Annotated in this window: 19 protein-coding genes and 1 other RNA gene; 11 read left to right on the top strand and 9 right to left on the bottom strand. The window is 63.5% G+C overall.

What is annotated here, in order from left to right; all coding sequences use genetic code 11:
* The first annotated feature begins 3 nt into the window (after nucleotides 1-3).
* Nucleotides 4-1,014, top strand: a complete 1,011-nt coding sequence (locus GTW25_RS10570) for an LLM class flavin-dependent oxidoreductase (protein ID WP_252912082.1) — start codon at nucleotides 4-6, stop codon at nucleotides 1,012-1,014.
* 40 nt (nucleotides 1,015-1,054) lie between these two features.
* On the opposite strand, the gene GTW25_RS10565 is transcribed toward GTW25_RS10570, so the two are convergent.
* From GTW25_RS10565 to recR, 3 genes are all read right to left on the bottom strand, one after another.
* Nucleotides 1,055-1,525, bottom strand: a complete 471-nt coding sequence (locus GTW25_RS10565) for a Kazal-type serine protease inhibitor domain-containing protein (protein ID WP_252912081.1) — start codon at nucleotides 1,523-1,525, stop codon at nucleotides 1,055-1,057.
* A gap of 69 nt (nucleotides 1,526-1,594) precedes the next feature.
* Nucleotides 1,595-2,800 carry a lytic murein transglycosylase gene (locus tag GTW25_RS10560; RefSeq protein WP_252912080.1) on the bottom strand — a complete coding sequence of 402 codons (1,206 nt, stop codon included), beginning with the start codon at nucleotides 2,798-2,800 and terminating at the stop codon, nucleotides 1,595-1,597.
* A gap of 211 nt (nucleotides 2,801-3,011) precedes the next feature.
* Nucleotides 3,012-3,617 (bottom strand): recombination mediator RecR, encoded by a 606-nt coding sequence (recR, locus tag GTW25_RS10555; protein WP_252912079.1) that lies wholly within the window; start codon nucleotides 3,615-3,617, stop codon nucleotides 3,012-3,014.
* An 82-nt stretch (nucleotides 3,618-3,699) separates the two neighbouring features.
* On the opposite strand from recR, the gene GTW25_RS10550 reads away from it, so the two are divergent.
* A complete protein-coding gene (locus GTW25_RS10550) occupies nucleotides 3,700-4,209 on the top strand; it encodes a GNAT family N-acetyltransferase (RefSeq protein WP_252912078.1) in 510 nt (169 codons plus the stop codon).
* A gap of 1 nt (nucleotide 4,210) precedes the next feature.
* Here GTW25_RS10550 and GTW25_RS10545 read toward each other — a convergent pair whose 3' ends face one another.
* The 4 genes from GTW25_RS10545 to ffs all read right to left on the bottom strand — a co-directional run bounded on the left by GTW25_RS10545 (nucleotide 4,211) and on the right by ffs (nucleotide 7,547).
* Nucleotides 4,211-4,999: a cell wall hydrolase gene (locus tag GTW25_RS10545; RefSeq protein WP_443592621.1), complete on the bottom strand. Its 789-nt coding sequence runs from the start codon at nucleotides 4,997-4,999 to the stop codon at nucleotides 4,211-4,213.
* A 180-nt stretch (nucleotides 5,000-5,179) separates the two neighbouring features.
* Nucleotides 5,180-5,503: a YbaB/EbfC family nucleoid-associated protein gene (locus GTW25_RS10540; protein WP_252912076.1), complete on the bottom strand. Its 324-nt coding sequence runs from the start codon at nucleotides 5,501-5,503 to the stop codon at nucleotides 5,180-5,182.
* A 15-nt stretch (nucleotides 5,504-5,518) separates the two neighbouring features.
* A complete protein-coding gene (locus GTW25_RS10535) occupies nucleotides 5,519-7,363 on the bottom strand; it encodes a DNA polymerase III subunit gamma/tau (RefSeq protein ID WP_252912075.1) in 1,845 nt (614 codons plus the stop codon).
* 86 nt (nucleotides 7,364-7,449) lie between these two features.
* Nucleotides 7,450-7,547: signal recognition particle sRNA small type (ffs, locus tag GTW25_RS10530), an RNA gene on the bottom strand.
* A gap of 117 nt (nucleotides 7,548-7,664) precedes the next feature.
* On the opposite strand from ffs, the gene GTW25_RS10525 reads away from it, so the two are divergent.
* Complete coding sequence (locus tag GTW25_RS10525; protein ID WP_372493130.1) at nucleotides 7,665-8,087, top strand: HIT domain-containing protein; 423 nt, start codon at nucleotides 7,665-7,667, stop codon at nucleotides 8,085-8,087.
* Entirely contained in the window at nucleotides 8,084-9,025 is a 942-nt protein-coding gene (gene nudC, locus GTW25_RS10520) for an NAD(+) diphosphatase (protein WP_252912074.1), read from the top strand. The genes GTW25_RS10525 and nudC overlap by 4 nt, the downstream gene beginning before the upstream one ends.
* Nucleotides 9,026-9,224: 199 nt before the next feature.
* Here nudC and GTW25_RS10515 read toward each other — a convergent pair whose 3' ends face one another.
* Together GTW25_RS10515 and GTW25_RS10510 are read right to left on the bottom strand one after the other, a co-directional pair.
* Nucleotides 9,225-10,088: a prephenate dehydratase gene (locus tag GTW25_RS10515; protein WP_252912073.1), complete on the bottom strand. Its 864-nt coding sequence runs from the start codon at nucleotides 10,086-10,088 to the stop codon at nucleotides 9,225-9,227.
* Nucleotides 10,089-10,094: 6 nt separating this feature from the next.
* Nucleotides 10,095-10,826: a 3-deoxy-manno-octulosonate cytidylyltransferase gene (locus tag GTW25_RS10510; protein ID WP_252912072.1), complete on the bottom strand. Its 732-nt coding sequence runs from the start codon at nucleotides 10,824-10,826 to the stop codon at nucleotides 10,095-10,097.
* Nucleotides 10,827-11,032: 206 nt separating this feature from the next.
* On the opposite strand from GTW25_RS10510, the gene GTW25_RS10505 reads away from it, so the two are divergent.
* From GTW25_RS10505 to GTW25_RS10475, 7 genes are all read left to right on the top strand, one after another.
* Nucleotides 11,033-11,965 (top strand): c-type cytochrome, encoded by a 933-nt coding sequence (locus tag GTW25_RS10505; protein WP_308206252.1) that lies wholly within the window; start codon nucleotides 11,033-11,035, stop codon nucleotides 11,963-11,965.
* Nucleotides 11,966-12,119: 154 nt separating this feature from the next.
* On the top strand, nucleotides 12,120-14,024 hold the full coding sequence (locus tag GTW25_RS10500) for an extracellular solute-binding protein (RefSeq protein ID WP_252912071.1): 1,905 nt from the start codon (nucleotides 12,120-12,122) through the stop codon (nucleotides 14,022-14,024).
* The gene (locus tag GTW25_RS10495; RefSeq protein ID WP_252912070.1) at nucleotides 14,021-15,898 is read left to right on the top strand and encodes an extracellular solute-binding protein; all 1,878 of its coding nucleotides are present in this window, start codon (nucleotides 14,021-14,023) and stop codon (nucleotides 15,896-15,898) included. Before GTW25_RS10500 ends, GTW25_RS10495 begins: the two co-directional genes overlap by 4 nt.
* A gap of 66 nt (nucleotides 15,899-15,964) precedes the next feature.
* The gene (locus GTW25_RS10490) at nucleotides 15,965-17,050 is read left to right on the top strand and encodes a microcin C ABC transporter permease YejB (RefSeq protein ID WP_252912069.1); all 1,086 of its coding nucleotides are present in this window, start codon (nucleotides 15,965-15,967) and stop codon (nucleotides 17,048-17,050) included.
* On the top strand, nucleotides 17,050-18,201 hold the full coding sequence (locus GTW25_RS10485) for an ABC transporter permease (protein ID WP_252912068.1): 1,152 nt from the start codon (nucleotides 17,050-17,052) through the stop codon (nucleotides 18,199-18,201). Before GTW25_RS10490 ends, GTW25_RS10485 begins: the two co-directional genes overlap by 1 nt.
* Nucleotides 18,198-19,826 (top strand): ABC transporter ATP-binding protein, encoded by a 1,629-nt coding sequence (locus GTW25_RS10480; protein ID WP_252912067.1) that lies wholly within the window; start codon nucleotides 18,198-18,200, stop codon nucleotides 19,824-19,826. The genes GTW25_RS10485 and GTW25_RS10480 overlap by 4 nt, the downstream gene beginning before the upstream one ends.
* A gap of 20 nt (nucleotides 19,827-19,846) precedes the next feature.
* Nucleotides 19,847-20,794: a 2-hydroxyacid dehydrogenase gene (locus tag GTW25_RS10475; protein WP_252912066.1), complete on the top strand. Its 948-nt coding sequence runs from the start codon at nucleotides 19,847-19,849 to the stop codon at nucleotides 20,792-20,794.
* Nucleotides 20,795-20,945: the final 151 nt, after the last annotated feature.

Raw genomic sequence — 20,945 nt, 5'->3', positions numbered from 1 at the left:
GCCATGACACGCCTTTCCGTTCTCGACCTTTCGCCCGTGCCCGACGGCGTAACGACGCGGCAGGCGCTCGCCAACACGCGCGATCTGGCGCAGAACGCGGAGCGGCTCGGCTACCATCGCTACTGGCTGGCCGAACATCACAACATGCCCGGCATCGCCAGCGCCGCGACGGCCGTGGTGATCGGCGACGTGGCCGGTGCGACCTCCCGCATCCGGGTCGGTGCGGGCGGCATCATGCTGCCCAACCATTCGCCGCTCGTCATCGCCGAGCAGTTCGGCACGCTGGCCGAGCTCTATCCGGGGCGGATCGACCTTGGTCTCGGTCGCGCGCCTGGCACGGACCAGTTGACCGCGCACGCGCTGCGCCGTTCGCTGTCCGGCGACGTCAACCAGTTTCCGAACGACGTGATCGAATTGATGTCGTACTTCAAGCCCGCAGAATCGGGGCAGCGCGTGCGCGCGGTGCCGGGCGAGGGGACGGGCGTTCCGGTTTGGATTCTCGGTTCGAGCCTTTACGGCGCTCAGCTTGCGGCGGCTCTCGGCCTTCCCTATGCGTTCGCCTCGCATTTCGCGCCGGCAGAACTCGACCGCGCGCTCGAAGTCTACCGAACACGCTTCGAGCCGTCCGAACATCTGGACAGGCCCTATGTGATGCTTGGCGTCAATGTCGTCGCCGCACCGAGCGATGCGGAAGCCGAATATCTGTTCTCATCGCTTCAGCAGGCATTTGTGAATCTGCGCTCGGGACGACCCGGCAAGTTGCCAGCGCCGGTCGAAAACTTTGCAGCCGGGATCGATCCGATGGCCAAAGCGATGCTCGATCAGGCGCTGACCTGTGCTGTCGTGGGTTCGCCCGCAACGGTCAAAGCGGGCATCGATGCCTTCATCGCGCGCACGGACGCCGACGAACTCATGGTGACGGCGCAGATTCATGACCATGCCGCACGCGTCAGATCTTTCGAGATTTTGGCCGATGTGCATGGGCTTGCGGAGATATCCGAAGCGGCCGAATGAAAAGGGCCGGCACAATGCCGGCCCCTCGCAGTTCGTCAGATCAGCACTCGCCGTTGCGGCGAATGCGCCAGCCTGCGGATTCCGCTTCGCAGGCATTGCCGAATGTCTGCTGGCGATTGCCCTGAACGGCGCAGACCGGAGCATATTCGCGGGTGCAGAATTGCGGACGGTCCGGGCCGGGGCGTCCCGGACGATCCGAGCCGGGGCCGCCGCCTGGACGGCCTGGGCGATCCCAGCCTCCGCCGCCGCGCCGGCATTCGCCGGACGAGACGATGCGGTAGCCCTCGGCCTCCGCCATGCAGGCATTGCCGAATGTCTGCCGATCGCCGCGACGCTCGGCGCAGACAGGGTCGAATTGCTGGGTGCACATGACGGGACCGCCAGGGCCTGGCCTTGGAGGCAAGGGGCGCGGTCCCGGGCCGTCTTCGACGACGACGCAGGATGCGAGAATGCCGGCAGCGGCAACGGCAAGAACGCCGGCATGCCAGCCTTTGAATTGTAATTTGGGCATCGATTTCCCTCCAAATAGTCCCGTCCCTGAATCAACAATGCGTGAAACGGGCGGGCGGTTCCAGTCGGTTTATCGAAGCTGCCGCACGATTTCCGCATCTGGAAAGCAGGTCGGTGTCAGTCCGTTGCGTGCCTGCCAGTCGCCGATGGCGCGGCGGGTGCGAAAGCCGGCCAGCCCGTCGGCACCGCCCGTATCGTAGCCGAGGCGCTGGAGGCCGGTCTGCATCGCGGCGACATCCGAGCGCATCAGCCCGCCGACGCGGCCCCATTGGCCTGAAAACGGTGCGACATTGTAGGTGATGCGATCGCCGCCATGCCCGACGAACAGGGCGTAAAGATCGCTCTCATTATATTCCTTCAAGACGTAGAAGTTCGGCGTGACGATGAAGGCCGGTCCGGAGCGGCCCGCTGGCATCATCAGATAGCCTTCGCCGCGCAATTCGTTATCCGGGAAAGGGCGGCCCGAAACGCGCGTGACGCCCATCGACGCCCACTCGGAAATCGGCTTGCCCCGGTCCGGGCCTTCGAGCGCGCAGGAGACGTTTGCCGGCAGGTTCACCTCGAAACCCCAGTCGCGCCCGCGAACCCAGCCGAAATGCGAAAGATAATTGGCGATGGACGCGAGCGTGTCGGCCTCCGAATTCCAGATATCGGCTCTTGGTCCGCCGGAATGCGCGACGGCATGTTCGAGATAGGAAGTCGGCAGGAATTGCGGCTGCCCGAGCGCGCCCGCCCACGAAGACTTCATGTTCGACACGCGCACATAGCCGCGCTCGACCATCTGCAATGCGGCGATGGTCTCGGCGCGGAACATGTCCTTGCGCGTCGCCAGAAACGCCTTGGTGGCGAGCACCTCGAAAGCGTTGTGCGGAATGCGCGCGGTGCCGAACCCGCTCTCGCGGCCCCAGACGGCAAGCAGAATGCCGCGCGGAACGCCGTAGCGGTCTTCCAAATCTTTCAGGACACCGGACAGATAGCCGGCGCGCTGTCGCCCGCCCGCCGCGACACCGCCGATGATGTTCTCCGCGAAATAGGAGCCGGGGGAGCCGAACTCCGCCTGATGCTGGCGCTGCGGCGTCTGCGCGGCCTGACCGGGCATGACGAGGTCAGGCAGTTCCAGATTGGTCCTGACGCCGGCAAAAGCCGCGTCGAAGGTCGCGCGCGACACGCCCGACCGCGAGGCTTCCGGCCACAGATCGTTCGTGAGCCACGACTGGAATTGTTGTTCGACGGATTGGGCGTAAGCGGAGAGGGGGAACAGGAACAGCAGTAACATGAGGAGCAGCGCTCTATGGCGCCCCCCTCTGTCCTGCCGGACATCTCCCCCGCAGGGAGGGAGATCAGCCTTCTGAAATGTCGCGGTCAGTCGTTGGATCGGACGAGACATCGACGCGCGTGATCTCCCCCCTCGCGGGGGAGATGTCCGGCAGGACAGAGGGGGGCAACGTAGAGCTGGGCTTTTCATTGCTTTCCTTCCGGTCAGGTGTTCAAAACGCGGTGCGCGACTTCAAGGCGGCCGTCAGCGTGCCTTCGTCGAGATAGTCCAGTTCGCCGCCGACCGGCACACCATGCGCAAGCCGCGTCACCTTGACATCGAAGCTCGACAATTGATCGGTGATGTAATGCGCGGTGGTCTGCCCCTCGACAGTGGCGTTGACCGCAAGGATGATTTCCGCAACGCGGCCCTCGGCGACCCGGTCGACCAGCGCCTTGATGTTGAGATCATCGGGGCCGATGCCGTCGAGCGGCGACAGCGTTCCGCCGAGGACATGGTAGCGCACATTCATCGCGCTCGCCCGTTCCAGCGCCCAAAGATCGGCGACGTCCTCGACCACGATCAGCGTCGCGTCCTCGCGGCGCGGATCGGTGCAGATCGTGCACGGATCGGACGTGTCGACATTGCCGCAAGCCGAGCACACGCGCACCTTGTCCACCGCCTCGCCCATAGCGGCGGTGAGCGGCACGAAAAGCTGCTCTTTCTTCTTGATGAGATGCAGCGCCGCGCGCCGGGCCGAGCGCGGCCCAAGCCCCGGCACCTTTGCCAGAAGCTGGATCAGGCGTTCGATCTCGGGACCGGCGATTCTCTTCGACATTCCGGCGGTGTAATGCGTTTTGGGAGGTTTGGGTAGCGTTGCCAGCAAAGGCTCGCTATCTTTTGTGTAAGGAGGAGATGGCATGGGAAGTAGCGACGTCGTCATTCGTAGGGCAACGCCTTTGGACCATGACACGCTCGCCTCGCTGATCGCGGCCGCCTATGCGACACTGGACGACGAGCGGTATGATCGAGAAGCTCTCGTCGCAGCCATGCCGCTTATGTCCCGGCCCAATCCACTGCTTCTTGCCTGCGGAACCTATTTTGTCGCGGAATTGGACGGCGAGCCGGCAGCGTGTGGCGGCTGGACCCGGGAGGAGCCGGGAACCGGCAAGGTGAAGGAGGGCGTTGCGCATATCCGCCATTTTGCTGCCGATCCGCGTTTCGCGCGGCGTGGCGCTGCCTCTGCATTGCTGCGGCACTGTCTCAGCCAGGCACATGCGGCCCAGATCGAGCGGATGATGAGTCAATCCACCTTACCCGCCGAGCCATTCTACGCCTTTGCGGGCTTTCGCCGACTGAAGATCGTCGAAGCCAAAATGGGTGAAGGCGTTGTGCTGCCGGTCGTCCTGATGGAGCGGGCGATCCCTTGAGTTACTGTCCCGACACCGGCTTGCTCGTGCTGGCGATCAGTGCGCCGATCGCGTCGGCTTTTGCGGGCTCGATATCGAAAGACAGCGCCTCGACCTGCGGTTCGGCGGCGGCTTGCGTCGCGGCGATCTGCGATTCGGTCGGCGTAGCCGTAGCCGGTTGCGGCGCGCCGAAACGCTCCGGCTGAGGTTGGGGCTGCGGCGCTGCCGCGACCTGCGTGACGCGCGCGCCCTTGCCCTCGACGCGTCCGGCGGCGGCAAGCTGCGCCTGCGGGCGTATGCCCTTGGCGGCGCGCTCGGCTTTGCCCCGCTTTTCGTAAAACGCATTGCCGCCGGCGCGTAAAACGTAGTGCATGTTGGGGTAGGGGAAGTTCAGGCCGGCCGTATGGAAGAACTTGGCGTCCTGAACGAGGGGGTGGCGCTCGCCGGCCAAAACCGCATCGGCCGCCGCCATCACGTCGGGCAGTGCCTTGGAATTCATTTGCCGTGTCATGACGCCGGGCGCGAACTGGTTTTTCTGGCCGACGACACCGCAGATCGTGTCGGGATACTCGCCCGATTCCACGCGATTCATGACCACCGATCCGACCGCGATCAGCCCCTCGCGGCTCGACCGGTGCGATTCGAAGAACATGGCGCGCGCCATGCAGTCGCGGTTGCTGGCGGTCGCTGCGACCGGCTTGACCGACGACGTTACGACATCGTCCAGAAGATCGCTGCTGGAAGTGCAGGCAGACACGAAAAGCGACAGGGCCACCGCCGATACGGCGGCCGGGAGCCGAAAGAACACGATACAGACCTCTCCGAACGGCCCCCGCCGTCACGTTAAGGTTTTGAAAGGGCGATTTGCGGCGAAAAAGGGGCAAGCGCATTCACAACGCGCAACCGCGGGTAAGCCTTGGTCAAAACCGGATTTCCTCCAATCCTGCCCGCAACAGGTTGCAGAACGGTTAACCGACGATTTCCCAAATGCCTAAAAAGGCATCTTCATCCCAGGCGGGATCGGAAGGCCGGCCGTCAGTTCCTGCGTCTTCTGTTGCATGATAGCCTCGACCTTGGCCTTGGCGTCATTGTGCGCGGCGAGAATCAAATCCTCAAGAATTTCCACGTCGTCTTCCTTGAAGAGCGAGGGATCGATCTTGAGCGCCTTCATCTCGAACTTACCCGCGAGCGTCACCTGAACGAGCCCGCCGCCGGACTCGCCCGACGCTTCCACATTGGCCAGCTCTTCCTGCATCTGCTGGAATTTGGCCTGCATTTCACGGGCTTTGCCCATCATGCCGAGAAGATCTTTCATCGTCGTCTCCGTGGTTCAGATTTCGTCGTCGTCCGGGTCGCCGATGCCCGGATCGAGGGGAATATCCTCGCCGTCGATTTCGGGTTCGGCGATCTCGGGGGCATCGGGCAGGCGCACGTCGATGATCTTCGCACCGGGGAAGCGGGCGAGGATCGCGGCGACAGCCGGGTCGTTCTGCGCATCCATGAAGGCGCTGTCGCGCTTTGCCCGTTCCTGCTCGGCGATCGTATCGCCGCCGCGTTCGCGCGAGACGGTGACGATCCAGCGTCGTCCGGTCCAGGCATGCAGCCGCGTCGACAAATCGTTGACCAAGAGGCGCGGCGCATCCTCCGTCAGGCTGATCTCGACCCGGCCCGGCTCGAAACGGACGGGCCGCAGATATTGCTTGATCTGAACCTTGAGCGCCATGTCGCGATTGGCGTCGGCCAGCGCGATGATGTCGGCGAGCGAAGCGATGCGCGGGCCGGCGGGCACGTCCGGCTCTGGCTCAGGCGCGGGCGCGACAGCCGGAATGTGCTCCGGTTCGGTCTTGACGAGGCGCATCGCCTGCCCGCCGCCATTCGTCGTGACAGTCATGGGCTGCGCGGCGATGGCATCGACCGGCGCGGGTGCGGGTGCCGGAGCGGCAGGGCCGCGAGGTGCGGATGGCGGCGCTTGCGGCACATTGGTCGAGGGCACGCCCGATTCGAGTGACTTCAAGGCTTCGTCGAGCGTCGGCAATGTCGAGGCGTGGGCGATGCGGATCAGCACCATCTCGGCGGCGCTGACCGGTCGCGATGCGGTCTGCACCTCGCTTATGCCCTTGATCAGCATCTGCCAGGTCCGTGACAGGACGCGGACAGAAAGGCCCTCCGCCATCTCGCGGCCGCGCTGTCGCTCTTCCTGCGAGATGGAGGCATCGTCCGCCGCCGACGGCACGAAGCGGATGCGCGTGACGAGATGGTTGAATTCGGCCAGATCGGTCAGCACCGTCGCTGGATCGGCGCCGGCATCGTATTGGCTGCGCAATTCGCCGAGCGCCCCGGCGACGTCGCCCTTCATCAAAAGCTCGAACAGATCGATCACGCGGGCACGGTCTGCGAGCCCGAGCATGTCGCGAACGGCCTCGCCGGTGACGCGGCCGGCCCCATGTGCGATCGCCTGGTCGAAGATCGATTGCGCATCGCGCATCGAGCCTTCGGCGGCACGCGCGATCATGGCGAGCGCGTCATCGTCTACGTCAACGCCTTCAAGGCCGGCGATGCGCCTCAGATCGGCGGTGATCATCCCCGCATCGATACGGCGCAGGTCGAAGCGCTGGCAGCGCGACAGGACGGTGATCGGAACTTTTCGGATTTCGGTCGTGGCGAAGATGAATTTCACATGCGGCGGCGGCTCTTCCAGCGTCTTCAACAGGCCGTTGAAGGCCTGCGTCGAGAGCATGTGCACTTCGTCGATGATGTAGACCTTGTAGCGCGCCGAAACGGGCGCGTAGCGAACCTGCTCGATGATGTCGCGGATGTCGTCGATGCCGGTATGCGAGGCGGCGTCCATCTCGACCACGTCGACATGGCGACCTTCCATGATGGCTTCGCAATGCTCGCCGGGCACCGACAGATCGACGGTCGGCTGGCTGACCGCATCGGTCTTGTAATTGAGCGCGCGGGCCAGGATGCGGGCCGTCGTCGTCTTGCCGACGCCGCGCACGCCCGTCAGCATCCACGCCTGAGCGATGCGGCCGGTGGCGAACGCGTTGGTCAGCGTGCGGACCATCGGCTCCTGGCCGATCAGCGCGGTGAAGTCGCGCGGACGGTACTTCCGGGCCAGAACCCGGTAGGGGCCTTGAGGACGGCTCTGTTCCGTGTCCGGGGTTTCGTCCATGACCTCGCTTGTGCCCTTCAATGTCTCGCGGCGCGAGTGTCGTCTTCCTCGTGGGCTCGCGTCAACGGCGCGGGGCCGGGGAAAAGGTGGGAGGCTGGCACGATGACCCGTGCCGGAGCTCGTTGGGGCTGCTTCCTTCCGGACCTGACCCGGTTGGCGAGTGGCTCGTCCACCACCAACCTCCCACGCTCCATATCGGCAATTCGAGAGGCGAATGCAAGGCCGCATCGCATGACGAAGGATTGGCTTCCCTCCCGCTGCGAAACGCTCTAGCCTCCCTGTTCCAGTGGGAGGAGAGGATATGGACATGCCGCACAAGGCCGGCGGCTTCGAACTCGACCGCAAGCTCGAACGCGACACGTGGGACGTGATCTGGCTCGGCCTGTGCGAGCTGCGGATCATGAACGATGCGCGCTGGCCGTGGCTGATCCTCATTCCGCAACGTCGGGACGCCGTCGAGATTCACGATTTGACGCCCCTCGACCAGGCGATGCTTTCCTTCGAGACGAACCTCGTTTCGAAAACCCTCTTGGAAGTGACGGGCTGCGATAAGATCAACACGGGTGCGCTGGGCAATGTCGTGCGCCAGCTCCACGTTCATGTCGTCGCGCGCCGGCAGGGCGACGCTAATTGGCCGGGGCCGGTCTGGGGCTTCGGCCAGGCCGAGCCCTACAGGCGCGAGGATCTGCATTCTTTCGTCAACACGATCAAGGACCGCCTGTGACGTTTTCACTGTTCGAGGGGCCGGGCGACGAGCCGAGCCGTTTCGTCGGGTTTGCCGGCAACCGGGTCGACCGGCAGGCCGAGAATCGCTCCGAAACGGCGCTTGCCGACGCCATGGCCGATCCACGGCTCGCGGTGCTGATCCTGCGCGGCGGCCGGCTTTGCCTGAAGATGAACGGCGCTGCGCCCGCCTGCCGGTTGACCTTGGATGAAGCGAAAGAGCTTGGTGCCAGGCTCGATCATGCCGTGCTCCTGGGGATGGACGCAAACGGCCCGCTATTGGCGGCACCCGGCAGTCTGGAACCCGAAGACCTGCCCGATGGGCTCAAGGCGATCGACCTGCGCTCGCTCAACAGCCAGGGACTGCTGGAAAGCGAAGATCTCGGCGCGGTCGGGCAGGGCGCTTCGCTGCTTGCGTGGAATGGGAATTGCCGCTTCTGCGGCAAATGCGGCGGTCGGACAGAGGCGAAGATCGGCGGCTACAAGCGCGTGTGCCCGGAGTGCGGCACGCAGCATTTCCCACGCACCGACCCCGTCGTCATCATGCTGACGGTTACGCGTGAGCGCTGCCTGATGGGCCGCAGCCCGCATTTCGCGCCGGGCGTGTTTTCGACGCTTGCCGGATTTGTCGAGCCGGGTGAAACCATCGAGGACGCCGTGCGCCGCGAGACGTTCGAGGAATCCGGCGTGCGCATCGGCCGCGTCGCCTATCACGCAAGCCAGCCCTGGCCATTTCCCCATTCGCTGATGATCGGCTGTTTCGGCGAGGCGCTGAATGAGGATCTGACGCCCGATTTCACCGAACTCGAAGCGTGTCGCTGGTTCGACCGCGCGGAGGTGGCGGCGATGCTCGCCGGAACACACCCGGACGGGCTCATCGTGCCGCCGCGCGCGGCAATCGCCAGCCATCTGATCAGGGCTTGGCTGGACGACGATTAAGCATCGGCGGGTCGAGCGAGCCGGAAAGTCGAGGCATGGGCCCCTGTGACGAGCACAGGGGTGACGGCGGAAAAGTTTTTTGCGAACTATCAGCGTTGGCGATTGGCACGGCCATCAATGCCATCGTCATCCCTGTGCGGGTCACAGAAATCCATGCCTCGGCATTTCAACCGGTGGCTACGATTCGATCCGAAGCCCGTCATTCCCCGCCGCGCTGGCTGACCCGGAACTCCGCTGCCGGGTAGACGCCGAGAACCCGCACCTCGCGCGAGAAGAAGTCGAGTTCCTTCAGGGCCTGCGCGACGTTGACGTCGTCGGGATGCCCCTCGATGTCGGCGTAGAATTGCGAGGCGAAGAAGGTGCCGCCGAGCTGGTAGCTTTCGAGCTTCGTCATGTTGACACCGTTGGTCGCGAAGCCGCCGGTCGCCTTGTAGAGCGCGGCCGGTATGTTGTGGACGCGGAAGACGAAGGTGGTCATCATCAGATCGTCGGGCGCCTTGCGGGCCGCCCATGATTTCTGCTTGGACAGGACGACGAAGCGGGTGACGTTGTTCTCCGTGTCCTCCACGTTGCGGTCGAGGATGTCGAGACCGTAGAGCTCTGCTGCAAGGATCGGCGCGAGCGCCGCTGCGCTTTTATCGCCTTCCTCCGCCACCTGCTTCGCCGCTCCTGCGGTGTCGCCCGCGACGACAGGCTTCCAGCGGTTCTTGCGAATGATCTTGCGGCACTGGCCAAGTGCGTGAATGTGGCTGTGAACGGTCTTGATGTCCTTCAATTCCGTGCCCGGCAGCACCATCAACTGGAAATGGATCGGCAGGAAATATTCCCCGACGATGTGCAGCTTCGATTCCGGCAACAGATGATGGATGTCGGCGACGCGGCCCGCGATCGTGTTCTCGATCGGGATCATGGCGAGGTCCGCCTTGCCGCTTTCGACGGCGTTGAACGCATCCTCGAAGGTCGGCGAAGGCAACGGCTCCATGTCCGGAAACATGTTGCGGCAGGCGGTGTCCGAATTCGCGCCGGGCTCGCCCTGGAAAGCGATCTTGTTGGTCTTCGTCATGCGGTCTTATCCTGCTGAAAGTATGGTGCGGGCGCGTTCGAGATCGTCCGGCGTGTCGACGCCGAGCGGGACCGACGAGACGATCGCTGCATCGATGCGCATGCCGGCTTCGAGCGCGCGCAATTGCTCCAGACGCTCGCGCGTTTCGAGCGGGCTGGGTCCGAGCGAAACGAACCGCTCCAGTGCGGCGCGGCGATAGGCGTAGATTCCGATGTGATGATAGAGCGGACCTTCGCCCCACGGCGCGGTGGCGCGCGTGAAATACAGCGCCCGCAGCCGGCCCTCGCCGATCTGCGAGCCGACGATCTTGACGACGTTCGGATTCGTCTTTTCCGCCTCGTCGGCGATCTCGACGCCGAGCGTGGCGATGTCGGCGGCGCCCGCTTCCAGCGTCTCGGCGCATGAAGCGATCAGGTCGGGCGCGATGGTCGGCAGGTCGCCCTGAAGGTTGACGACCGTCTCGAAGCGGCCGTCCGGATCGAGCGCGGCCAGCGCCTCGTGGATGCGGTCGGAGCCCGACTGGTGGTCAGGCGAGGTCATGACGGCCTTGAAGCCGGCCGCTTCCACCGCCTGCGCCACGGCGGGCGTATCGGTGGCCACGGCGATGTCGCCGATGCCGCTTTCCAAAGCGCGCCGCGCGACCTGCACGATCATCGGGACGCCGCCTATGTCGGCCAGCGGTTTGCCGGGCAGGCGGGTCGAGGCCATCCGGGCCGGAATGAGAACAAGTCGGGACATGCCGGCTGATGATCCTGCGCTTCGTCGTCGCCCGCGAAAGTGGCAAAAGGTCTCACATGGAAACGCCCTTATATGTGTTGCCTTCGGTAAGCAAAAGACCTAGTTTCCGCGCGATTTTCACCGGCACGACCGGGATGGGGGACCAATTGCCGCGCGCGCCGTCCGCGCGGCGGATCACCCCGGTCGAACCTTGGAGCCTTGGGTAGATGGACTCATTTGAACTCAACAAGCTGATCGGCGCGTTTCTCGGCGTCGTTTTCGTCGTCTTTTCGGTCAGCCTTGTCTCTGACGCGCTCTTTGCGTCGCATTCGCCTGAAACTCCGGGCTACGCGATCGAGGTTCCCGACGAGCCGGCCGCCGGCGGCGCGCCCGCTGATGCGGGTCCGAGCGCGCTCGATCTTCTCGCTACCGCCGATCCGGCCGCCGGCGAGTCGGCGTTCCGCCGCTGCGCGTCCTGCCACACGGTCGATAGTGGCGGTGCCAACCGCGTCGGCCCGAATTTGTGGGGTGTCGTCGGCCGAGTGGTCGCCGAGCATGAAGGCTTTTCCTATTCGGCAGCGATGGAAACCTATTCCGAGGGTGCCACGAAGACCTGGGAATTCGAAAATCTGAGCCACTTCCTCGTCAACCCGCGTTCTTACATTTCCGGCACGACCATGGCGTTCGCCGGTATTCGTGACCCGCAGGAAGAAGCGAACCTGATCGCCTATCTCAACCAGCAATCCGACAATCCGTTGCCGCTGCCCGAACCGGCTGCCGCCGAAGACGAGGCCGCCGGCGATGAAGCTGCGCCTGCCGAAGGTGAGGAGGCTGCACCCGCCGAAGGCGAGGAAGCCGCTCCGGCAACCGACGAGGCTGCTCCTGCTGATGAAGGCACTGCTCCGGCCGAGAATGGCGATGCAGCGCCCGCAGATGAAGCTGCGCCTGCCGAAAACGGTGCCGCTGCGCCGGCGGACGAAGCCGCTCCTGCCGAGGACAATGGCGCTGCTACCGAGGCCGCTCCGCAGACGGAAGCCGCGCCGGCAGAGCCGACCGAAGATCAGGACGGAACCGCGGCGTCGCCCGAGCCCGATGCAGGCCAGCCGGCCGCCGATGGTGAGGTGACCGACGAGGAGCCGCGCGCGCCGGCTCAGAACTAACGATATCGTAATCTCCACGATCACGAAAAAGCCGGGTTCGCCCCGGCTTTTTTATTGCGCGACGAAACGGCGCTTTGCCAAAACTTGGCAAACTGCCTGTTTTCAAACGCGTCCGATCCGCTAGGGTAATCGACATCACAGGGAGATGCTTCGCATGGGACTGAGCTGGTTCGGCACGATTTTCGAACGGTCTTTGACCGTATCGGCACTGCTCGCGGCGGGCGTGGGCCTTGCCGGCGCTCAAGGGGCCGAGGATACAGAAGACAATTGGCGGACCGTTTCATCCCTCATCACGACCGAGGAGCCGACCGAGGAGTTCACCCGCTATCCTCATGTAAACCCCGATGCGCCAAAGGGCGGCACGCTGAATTCGGCCGCCTTCGGCACCTTCGACAGTTTCAATCCCTTCATCGTGCGCGGCACGCCGGCGGCCGGGCTCTCGCAGTTCGGCGGGGTGCTCTGGGACACGCTGATGCAGCAGTCGCTCGACGAGGCCGGCACGAGCCATGCGTTGATCGCCGAGGCTTTCACCTATCCCGACGATTATTCGTCCGCCACCTACCGCATCGATGCGAATGCGCGCTGGCACGACGGCGAGCCGATCACGGCGGAAGACGTGGTCTGGTCGTTCGAGAAGCTGAGCGAAATCAGCCCGCTTCACGTTCGCTATTATGCCAACGTCACCGAGGCGGTTGCGCTCGACGACAGACAGGTCCGCTTCACCTTCGATCAGACGGGCAATCGTGAACTGCCGCATATCATGGGTGACCTGCCCGTCCTGCCGAAGCACTGGTGGGAGGGCGAGAACGCGCGCGGCCAGACCCGCAACATCGCCAATCCGACGCTGGAGCCGCCGCTCGGTTCCGGTCCATACAAAATCTCGTCATTCGATGCCGGATCGCGGATCATCTGGGAGCGTGTCGAGGATTATTGGGGCGCGGACCTGCCGGTCAATGTCGGCCGCAACAATTTCGACCGCATGACCTTCACCTATTTCCTCGACGACAACGCTGAATTCCTTGCCTTCACGCGCGGCGGCATGGAAGACATCAGGCGCGAGCTGAGCACGAGGCGCTGGTCGGTCGACTACAACTTCCCTGCGTTCGAGCGCGGCGACGTGGTCAAGCGCGAGTTCACGTCTGAAAGCGTGGCGCCGATGCAGTCGTTTTCGTTCAACATGCGCGAGGAGCGGTTCCAGGACCGCAATGTGCGTCACGCCTTGACGCTGGCCTATAATTTCGAGGAACAGAACCGGCTTCAGTTCTACAATCTGAACGAGCGCACCTCGAGCTATTTCCAGCGTTCCGAACTGGCATCGAGCGGCCTGCCGGAAGGCAAGGAACTGGAAATCCTGGAAGAATATCGCGCCGATCTGCCGCCCGAACTCTTTACCGAGGAATTCAAGCTTCCGGTCTTCGACACACCGCAGGCCTCACGCGACAATCTGCGTGAGGCGGTGCGCCTCTTCGACGAGGCGGGCTGGGCGATCCGTGACGGGCGGATGGTGAACAAGGAAAGCGGAGAGCAGTTCCGCATCGAATTTCTCGGCGGCTCGCCGACGGCCGAAGTGATCACCGGCGGCTATATCTCCAATTTGCGCCGGCTCGGCATCGACGCCACGCTGCGCATCGTGGACACGTCGCAATATATCCAGCGGGTGCAGGGCTTCGAATTCGAGGCAGTCACGGCGAGCTATCCGCAGTCCGAATCGCCCGGCAACGAGCAGCGCGACTATTGGAGCACACAGGCCGCCGACGCGCCCGGCTCTCGCAACATTCCCGGCATCAAGAGCCCGGTCGTGGACGCGCTCATCGACAAGATCATCTTCGCGGCCGATCGCGAGGAACTGGTCGCGGCGACGCGCGCGCTCGATCGAACCTTGTTGTGGAATTATTATACGGTGCCGCAATATTTCCAGCCGACCCTGCGCTACGCGATCTGGAACAAGTTCGGCATCCCGGACGAGCAGCCGCATTATATCGGCATCGACACCATGTCGTGGTGGGTCCTGCCGGACCGCGAGGCCGAGATCGAAGAGCAATATGAGGAAGCCGAATGACGCGCTTCGCCCTTGGCCGTCGCGATTTTCTCGCGCTCGGCGCGGCGAGCGCCGCCGCCCCGTTTCTGCCGAAGAACCTGCTCGCGCAGGCACCGACGAACACGCCGCTGCACGGTCTCGCCGCGTTCGGCGAACTGAAATACAAGCCCGATTTTCCGCATCTCGACTATGTCGATGTCGATGCGCCGAAGGGCGGGCGGATCGTCACGCAAACGCCGTCATGGGCCTACAACCAGAACCCCAACACGTTCGATACGCTGAACATGTATGTCCTGCGAGGCAACGGGGCCTTGGGAATGAGCCTGACCTTTGCCACGCTGATGACATCGACGACCGATGAGATCGGGTCCGTATACGCTTATGCGGCCGAGACGATCGCCGTGGACGAGGACCGGCGGGAACTACGCTTCACTCTGGACGCCGAAGCCCAGTTTCACGACGGCACGCCGATCACGCCGCAAGACGTCGTATGGTCGATGGAAACGCTGAAAGAGTTCGGTCACGAGAATCTGGCGACCTATCTGCGCCAGATCGAGGCGGTCGAAGCGGTTGACGAGCGGACCGTTCTCGTACGGATTCCGGCCGACGCTGGAAATGCCACGATCCTGACCATCGCCGCAGGCTGTCCGATATTTTCCAAGGCATGGTGGGAAGGACGGCGCTTCGACGCGACTTTATCGGAAGCGCCGCTGGGGTCCGGCCCCTACCGGGTCGGGCCGTTTTCCTTCGGGACCTATATCGATTTCGAACGGGTCGAGGATTTCTGGGCGGCAGAGCGTCCGATTTTCAGGGGGCGCTACAATTTCGACCGCATCCGCTACGACTACTACCGCGACCGCAATGCTGCGTTTGAAGCGTTCAAGGCCGGGCGCATTCTCGTGCGTGAAGAGTTCACCTCACGCAACTGGGCGGTCGATTACAATTTCCCGGCGGTCACCGACGGCCGCGTGAAACGACTCGAAATTCCCGACGAACGCCCGTCCGGCGGGCAGGGGTGGTCGTTCAATACGCGCCGCGAAAAGTTCACCGATCCGCGCGTTCGCGAGGGAATCGGTCTCTTGTTCGATTTCGAATGGACGAACGCGAACATCATGTACAACTCGTTCGAGCGCTCGCAATCCTTCTACGAAAATACCGAATACAAGGCGACCGGCCTGCCGGGCGCGGAAGAGCTTGCCATCCTCGAACCCCTGCGAGATGAGCTTTCGCCAAAGGTGTTCGAGCAAGCCTATGTCGCGCCGGTCACGGACGGCTCGGGCCGCGACCGCAACCAGGCACGCCGCGCTATGGAAATCTTTCGCGAGGCCGGCTGCCGAGTTGAGGGCGGGCGGATGCTGCTGCCTTCGGGCGAACCGCTGACCATAGAATTTCTCGACGACGACAATTCCTTCGAGCCGCATCACAACGCCTTCATCGGCAATCTGCGCCGGCTTGGCATTCAGGCGACTTACCGGGTGGTCGATGCCTCGCAATACAGGCAGCGTGTGCGAGACTTCGATTTCGACATGACGGTCTCGCGCTATTCGATGCCGCTTTATCCCGATCGGTTCATCCGCCAGTTCTTCGGCACGCAAAGCGCTAATGCGCCGGGGTCCTTTAACATGGCGGGTGTCGCCAATCCGGCGATCGACAAGGTGCTGGACAAGGTCGTCGAGGCGAAGACGCCCGAAGAATTCACCGCCGCAAACAGGGCGCTGGACCGCATCTTGCGGGCCGAACACTATTTCGTCTTCCAGTTCTATAAGCCGACCAGATGGGTTGCGGCATGGGATTACTACGATTGGCCCGAAACGACGCCGCCCTACGATCCCGGCATTCTCGATACGTGGTGGACGCGGCCCGATCGGGTCGAGGCGACCGGCTCGCGTGGCTGACGCAAGCATGAGATGTGATAAGAGCGACGTGACGAGCCTTCCCGAATCGGAACCCAGAAAGACCTGATGGGCGCCTATATCCTCCGACGCTTGCTTTTGATGATCCCGACCTTGTTCGGCATCATGGCAATTTCCTTCATCGTCATCCAGTTCGCGCCGGGCGGTCCGGTCGAGCAGGTGATCGCGAACGTCACCGGACAGGGCGGCGGCGCATCCGACCGCCTGACGGGCGGCGGGGCGGATTTCCAGTTCGATTCGGGCGGCGAGTCCGGCTATCGCGGCGCGCAGGGGCTCGATCCGGAGTTCATCGCGCAACTGGAGCGGCAGTTCGGCTTCGACAAGCCGCCGCTCGAACGCTTCGGCCTGATGATCTGGAATTACAGCAGGTTCGATTTCGGCGAGAGCTATTTCCGCGATATCACGGTCATCGATCTCATTATCGAGAAGATGCCGGTCTCGATCTCGCTCGGCCTGTGGATCACGCTGATTTCCTACGTGATCTCGATCCCGCTCGGCATCCGCAAGGCGGTCAAGGACGGCTCGGCCTTCGACGTGTGGACCAGCGGCATCGTCATCATCGCCTATGCGATCCCCGGCTTCCTGTTCGCGATTCTGTTGATGGTTCTGTTCGCCGGCGGATCCTTCTTCGACTGGTTCCCGCTGCGAGGGCTGACATCGGAGAACTGGTCCGACCTGTCGTGGCCGCAGCGCATCCTCGACTATTTCTGGCATCTGACCCTGCCGCTGACGGCCATGGTTCTGTCGGCCTTCGCGACGACGACGCTTTTGACGAAGAACTCGTTCCTCGAGGAAATCCGCAAGCAATATGTGGTGACGGCGCGGGCCAAGGGGCTGTCGGAACGGCAGGTGCTCTACCGGCATGTGTTCCGCAACGCCATGCTGATCATCATCGCCGGATTCCCCGGCGCCTTCATCTCGGCCTTCTTCACCGGCTCGCTCCTGATCGAGAACATCTTCTCGCTCGACGGCCTGGGCCTCCTCGGCTTCCGCTCGGTGCTCGACCGCGACTATCCGGTCGTCTTCGCCACGCTCTACATATTCTCGCTGATCGGGCTGCTCGTCGCACTCCTGTCGGACCTCATGTACACCTGGATCGACCCGCGCATCGATTTCGAGCGGAGGGACGTCTGATGTCGGATATCCTCTCCAAGGCGCAGGTGGAGCAAGTGCGCGAGCGGGCCGCGCGGCCCTGGCTGTCGCCGCTTAACAAACGACGCTGGGAGAACTTCAAGGCGAATCGGCGCGGCTACTGGTCGCTCTGGATTTTCCTGATCCTTTTCGTCCTGTCGATGTTCGCCGAGTTTATCGCCAACGACAAGCCGATCATCGCGTCCTACAATGGCGAAATCCTCTTCCCGGTCGTGGTCGACTACCCGGAGGAAAAGTTCGGCGGCTTTCTTGCCGTGACGGATTATCGCGATCCGGTCATCAGCGACGAGATCGAGGCGAATGGCTGGATGATCTGGCCGCCGATCCGCTACTCCTACCGCACGGTGAACAACGAGATACCGGTCGCGGCCCCTGCCGCGCCATCATGGATGTATGACCGCGAGACGCGCTGTCAGCGCTATTTCGAGGGCGCGAACGATCCCGAATGCCGAATGGGCAACTGGAACTGGCTCGGCACCGACGATCAGGCGCGCGACGTTGCCGCCCGCGTCATCTATGGTTTCCGCATCTCCGTTCTGTTCGGCCTGATCCTCACCGCCGCATCCGCCGTGATCGGCGTTTCGGCCGGCGCGGTGCAGGGCTATTTCGGCGGCTGGACGGATTTGATCTTCCAGCGCGTGATCGAAATCTGGTCGTCGATCCCGGTTCTCTATCTGATCCTCATCATAGCGGCGATCCTGCCGCCGGGCTTCTTCATATTGCTCGGCATCATGCTCTTGTTCTCATGGGTGGCGTTCGTCGGCGTGGTGCGGGCCGAGTTCCTGCGTGCGCGCAACTTCGAATATGTGAACGCGGCGCGTGCGCTCGGTGTCGGCAATGCGACGATCATGTTCCGTCATCTCCTGCCCAACGCGATGGTGGCGACGCTGACCTTCCTGCCCTTCATTCTCAACGGATCGATCACGACCCTGACCTCTCTCGATTTCCTCGGATTCGGCCTGCCGCCCGGCTCCGCCTCGCTCGGCGAACTTCTGCGGCAGGGCCAGCGCAACCTCAACGCGCCGTGGCTCGGTATCGTCGGCTTCCTGTCGCTGTCGATCATGCTCTCGCTGCTGATCTTCGTCGGCGAAGCGGTCCGCGATGCCTTCGACCCCCGGAAGACGTTCAAATGAGCGGGACTCTTCTTTCCGTTCAGGACCTGTCCGTCGCCTTCACGCAGGGCGGGCGCGAGCAGGTCGCAGTCGACCATATCTCCTTCGACATCGCCGAAGGCGAGACGCTGGCGCTGGTCGGTGAGTCGGGTTCGGGCAAGTCGGTCTCGGCGCTGTCGGTGCTGAAGCTGTTGCCCTATCCGGCGGCAAGCCACCCGTCTGGCAGGATCGTGTTCGGCGGGCAGGATTTGCTCGGGCTTGGTGAGAAGTCGCTGCGCAAGGTGCGCGGCGACGACATCACCATGATCTTCCAGGAGCCGATGACCTCGCTCAATCCGCTACACACGATCGAGCGGCAGATCGGGGAAATCCTCAGGCTTCATCGCGGCATGGGTGACAAACAGGCCCGCGTGCGCACGCTGGAACTGCTCAACGAAGTCGGCATTCGCGAGCCGGAAAAGCGGCTTGGCGCCTTCCCGCATCAATTGTCGGGCGGCCAGCGCCAGCGCGTGATGATCGCCATGGCGCTCGCCAACGAGCCGAAACTCCTGATCGCGGACGAGCCGACGACGGCGCTGGACGTGACCGTTCAGGCGCAGATTCTCGAGCTTCTGGCCGAGTTGAAGACCCGCAACAAGATGTCGATGCTGTTCATCACGCATGATCTTGGCATCGTGCGGCGCATCGCCGACCGCGTCTGCGTGATGACGAAGGGCAAGATCGTCGAGGAGGGAGCGACGGCCGAGGTCTTCGCCAATCCGAAGCACGAATACACGCGTCATCTTCTGGCGGCCGAGCCGAAAGGCGAGCCGCCGGCCGCCGACGAAACCGCGCCGATCGTGATGAAGGGCGAAGACGTGAAGGTCTGGTTCCCGATCAAGGAAGGGTTTTTCCGCAAGACGGTGGACCATGTGAAGGCCGTCGACGGCATCGACGTGACGGTGCGCGCCGGGCAGACGCTCGGCGTCGTCGGCGAATCCGGCTCCGGCAAGACGACGTTGGGGCTGGCGCTGTCGCGGATGATCTCGTCGCAGGGGCGAATCATGCTGGGCGACAGGGAGATCAACGATTTCTCCTTCCGCCAGATGAAGCCGCTGCGCCGCGAGATGCAGATCGTCTTCCAGGACCCGTTCGGCTCGCTTTCGCCGCGCATGTCGGTGTCCGAGATCATCGAGGAAGGCTTGCGGATTCATCAGCCGAAGCTGAACGACGACGAACGCGACCGCCTGGTCGTCGATGTCCTGAACGAAGTCGGCCTCGATCCGGCGACGCGCTTTCGCTATCCGCACGAGTTTTCCGGCGGCCAGCGCCAGCGCATCGCGATCGCGCGCGCCATGGTGGTCAATCCGCGCTTCGTCATGCTGGACGAGCCGACCTCCGCGCTCGACATGAGCGTGCAGGCGCAGGTCGTGGACTTGTTGCGCGATCTGCAAAAGGCGCATCAACTCGCCTATCTCTTCATCAGCCACGATTTGAAGGTCGTGCGCGCGCTGGCCAACGACGTGATCGTGATGCGCAACGGCAAGGTCGTCGAATACGGCCCGAGCCGGCAGATATTCGAGAACCCGCAGACCGATTACACGAAGGCGCTGATCGCCGCCGCCTTCGACATCGCCACAGCGCCCAAGGGCGTCGTCAGCGAATAAGAGATTTCAGGGAGACGCATATGAGCGAGCGCAAGCCGGGCCGTATTCTGTTGTCCGTTCAGGGCTTCGAGCCGAAGAAATGGCAAGACCTCTTGTCCGCAGGCCACGAGGTGGTGCTGTCGCCCGGTGGCGAAGCGGATGCAATCGACTATGCGGTCGTCTGGAAGCATGAGCATGGGCTTTTGGCGAAACTGCCAGGCCTGAAAGCGATTTTCTCCATCGGCGCAGGCGTCGATCATGTTCTTTCCGACCCCGACCTGCCCGACGTGCCGGTGGTGCGCGTGGTCGCGTCCAATTTGACGCAGCATATGGTCGACTACGTCGTCTGGCGCGTCACCGATCATCACCGCCAGGGCATATTCTATCGCAGCGAACAGGCACGCGGGAACTGGCGCGACAGGACACAGCCGCCGTCGCCCGATGTTTCGGTCGGCATATTGGGGCTTGGCGAACTCGGCCGCGCCGCCGCGAAGGCGCTCATTGCGATCGGATACGACGTAAAAGGCTGGACACGGACGCCGCGAACGGTGGACGGGGTGGAGACATTCAGCGGCGACGAGGGGCTGACGCCGTTCCTGAACGCCACCGACATTCTGGTCGTTCTCCTGCCGCATACGCCGGCGACGGAAGGCATCGTGGATTACGAACTCCTGTCGAGGTTGCGGCGCGACAACGGCCTCGGCGGGGCGTGCCTGATCAATGCCGGACGGGGTAAGCTGCAAAAGGAAGCCGACATTTTGCGCGCGCTCGACGACGGCACGCTGAAGGAGGCAAGCCTCGATGTATTCGAGACCGAGCCCTTGCCGCGATTGAGCCCGCTCTGGTCGCATCCGCGGGTCTTCGTGACACCACACGCCGCCGCGACCTCGGACGCCACCCATCTCGTCCCGCTCATGCTGGAGCAGATGGCGCGGCTGGAACGCGGCGAGCCGTTGCAGAATGTGGTGGACCGCGCGGCGGGGTATTGATTACGCTGTATCCGGTCGGAAGGTCGAGGCCTGGCAACTGTGTTTTCAGGCGTATTGTTTTTGTTCGCGTTGCATTGCGTTGAGGACGGTGAGGAGTTTCCTTGCGACGGCGATGATGGCGAGTTTCTTGGAGCCGGATCTCGCGGCGATT

The organism is Aliihoeflea aestuarii (genome assembly GCF_024105665.1).
Taxonomy (GTDB): Bacteria; Pseudomonadota; Alphaproteobacteria; order Rhizobiales; family Rhizobiaceae; genus Aliihoeflea; species Aliihoeflea aestuarii.
The sequence above is the reverse complement of the archived record's forward strand: the minus strand, read 5'-3'. Positions and strand labels throughout refer to the sequence as shown.

Excerpts from the sequence above, each read along its gene's own strand:
- GTW25_RS10480 (WP_252912067.1), top strand. The coding sequence starts at position 18,198 with ATGAGCGGGACTCTTCTTTCCGTTCAGGACCTGTCCGTCGCCTTCACG.
- GTW25_RS10485 (WP_252912068.1), top strand. The coding sequence starts at position 17,050 with ATGTCGGATATCCTCTCCAAGGCGCAGGTGGAGCAAGTGCGCGAGCGG.
- GTW25_RS10475 (WP_252912066.1), top strand. The coding sequence starts at position 19,847 with ATGAGCGAGCGCAAGCCGGGCCGTATTCTGTTGTCCGTTCAGGGCTTC.
- GTW25_RS10495 (WP_252912070.1), top strand. The coding sequence starts at position 14,021 with ATGACGCGCTTCGCCCTTGGCCGTCGCGATTTTCTCGCGCTCGGCGCG.
- GTW25_RS10560 (WP_252912080.1), bottom strand. The coding sequence starts at position 2,800 with ATGTTACTGCTGTTCCTGTTCCCCCTCTCCGCTTACGCCCAATCCGTC.
- GTW25_RS10500 (WP_252912071.1), top strand. The coding sequence starts at position 12,120 with ATGGGACTGAGCTGGTTCGGCACGATTTTCGAACGGTCTTTGACCGTA.
- GTW25_RS10540 (WP_252912076.1), bottom strand. The coding sequence starts at position 5,503 with ATGAAAGATCTTCTCGGCATGATGGGCAAAGCCCGTGAAATGCAGGCC.
- GTW25_RS10550 (WP_252912078.1), top strand. The coding sequence starts at position 3,700 with ATGGGAAGTAGCGACGTCGTCATTCGTAGGGCAACGCCTTTGGACCAT.
- GTW25_RS10515 (WP_252912073.1), bottom strand. The coding sequence starts at position 10,088 with ATGACGAAGACCAACAAGATCGCTTTCCAGGGCGAGCCCGGCGCGAAT.
- GTW25_RS10510 (WP_252912072.1), bottom strand. The coding sequence starts at position 10,826 with ATGTCCCGACTTGTTCTCATTCCGGCCCGGATGGCCTCGACCCGCCTG.
- GTW25_RS10505 (WP_308206252.1), top strand. The coding sequence starts at position 11,033 with ATGGACTCATTTGAACTCAACAAGCTGATCGGCGCGTTTCTCGGCGTC.
- GTW25_RS10535 (WP_252912075.1), bottom strand. The coding sequence starts at position 7,363 with ATGGACGAAACCCCGGACACGGAACAGAGCCGTCCTCAAGGCCCCTAC.
- GTW25_RS10565 (WP_252912081.1), bottom strand. The coding sequence starts at position 1,525 with ATGCCCAAATTACAATTCAAAGGCTGGCATGCCGGCGTTCTTGCCGTT.
- GTW25_RS10490 (WP_252912069.1), top strand. The coding sequence starts at position 15,965 with ATGGGCGCCTATATCCTCCGACGCTTGCTTTTGATGATCCCGACCTTG.
- GTW25_RS10525 (WP_372493130.1), top strand. The coding sequence starts at position 7,665 with ATGGACATGCCGCACAAGGCCGGCGGCTTCGAACTCGACCGCAAGCTC.
- GTW25_RS10570 (WP_252912082.1), top strand. The coding sequence starts at position 4 with ATGACACGCCTTTCCGTTCTCGACCTTTCGCCCGTGCCCGACGGCGTA.
- recR (WP_252912079.1), bottom strand. The coding sequence starts at position 3,617 with ATGTCGAAGAGAATCGCCGGTCCCGAGATCGAACGCCTGATCCAGCTT.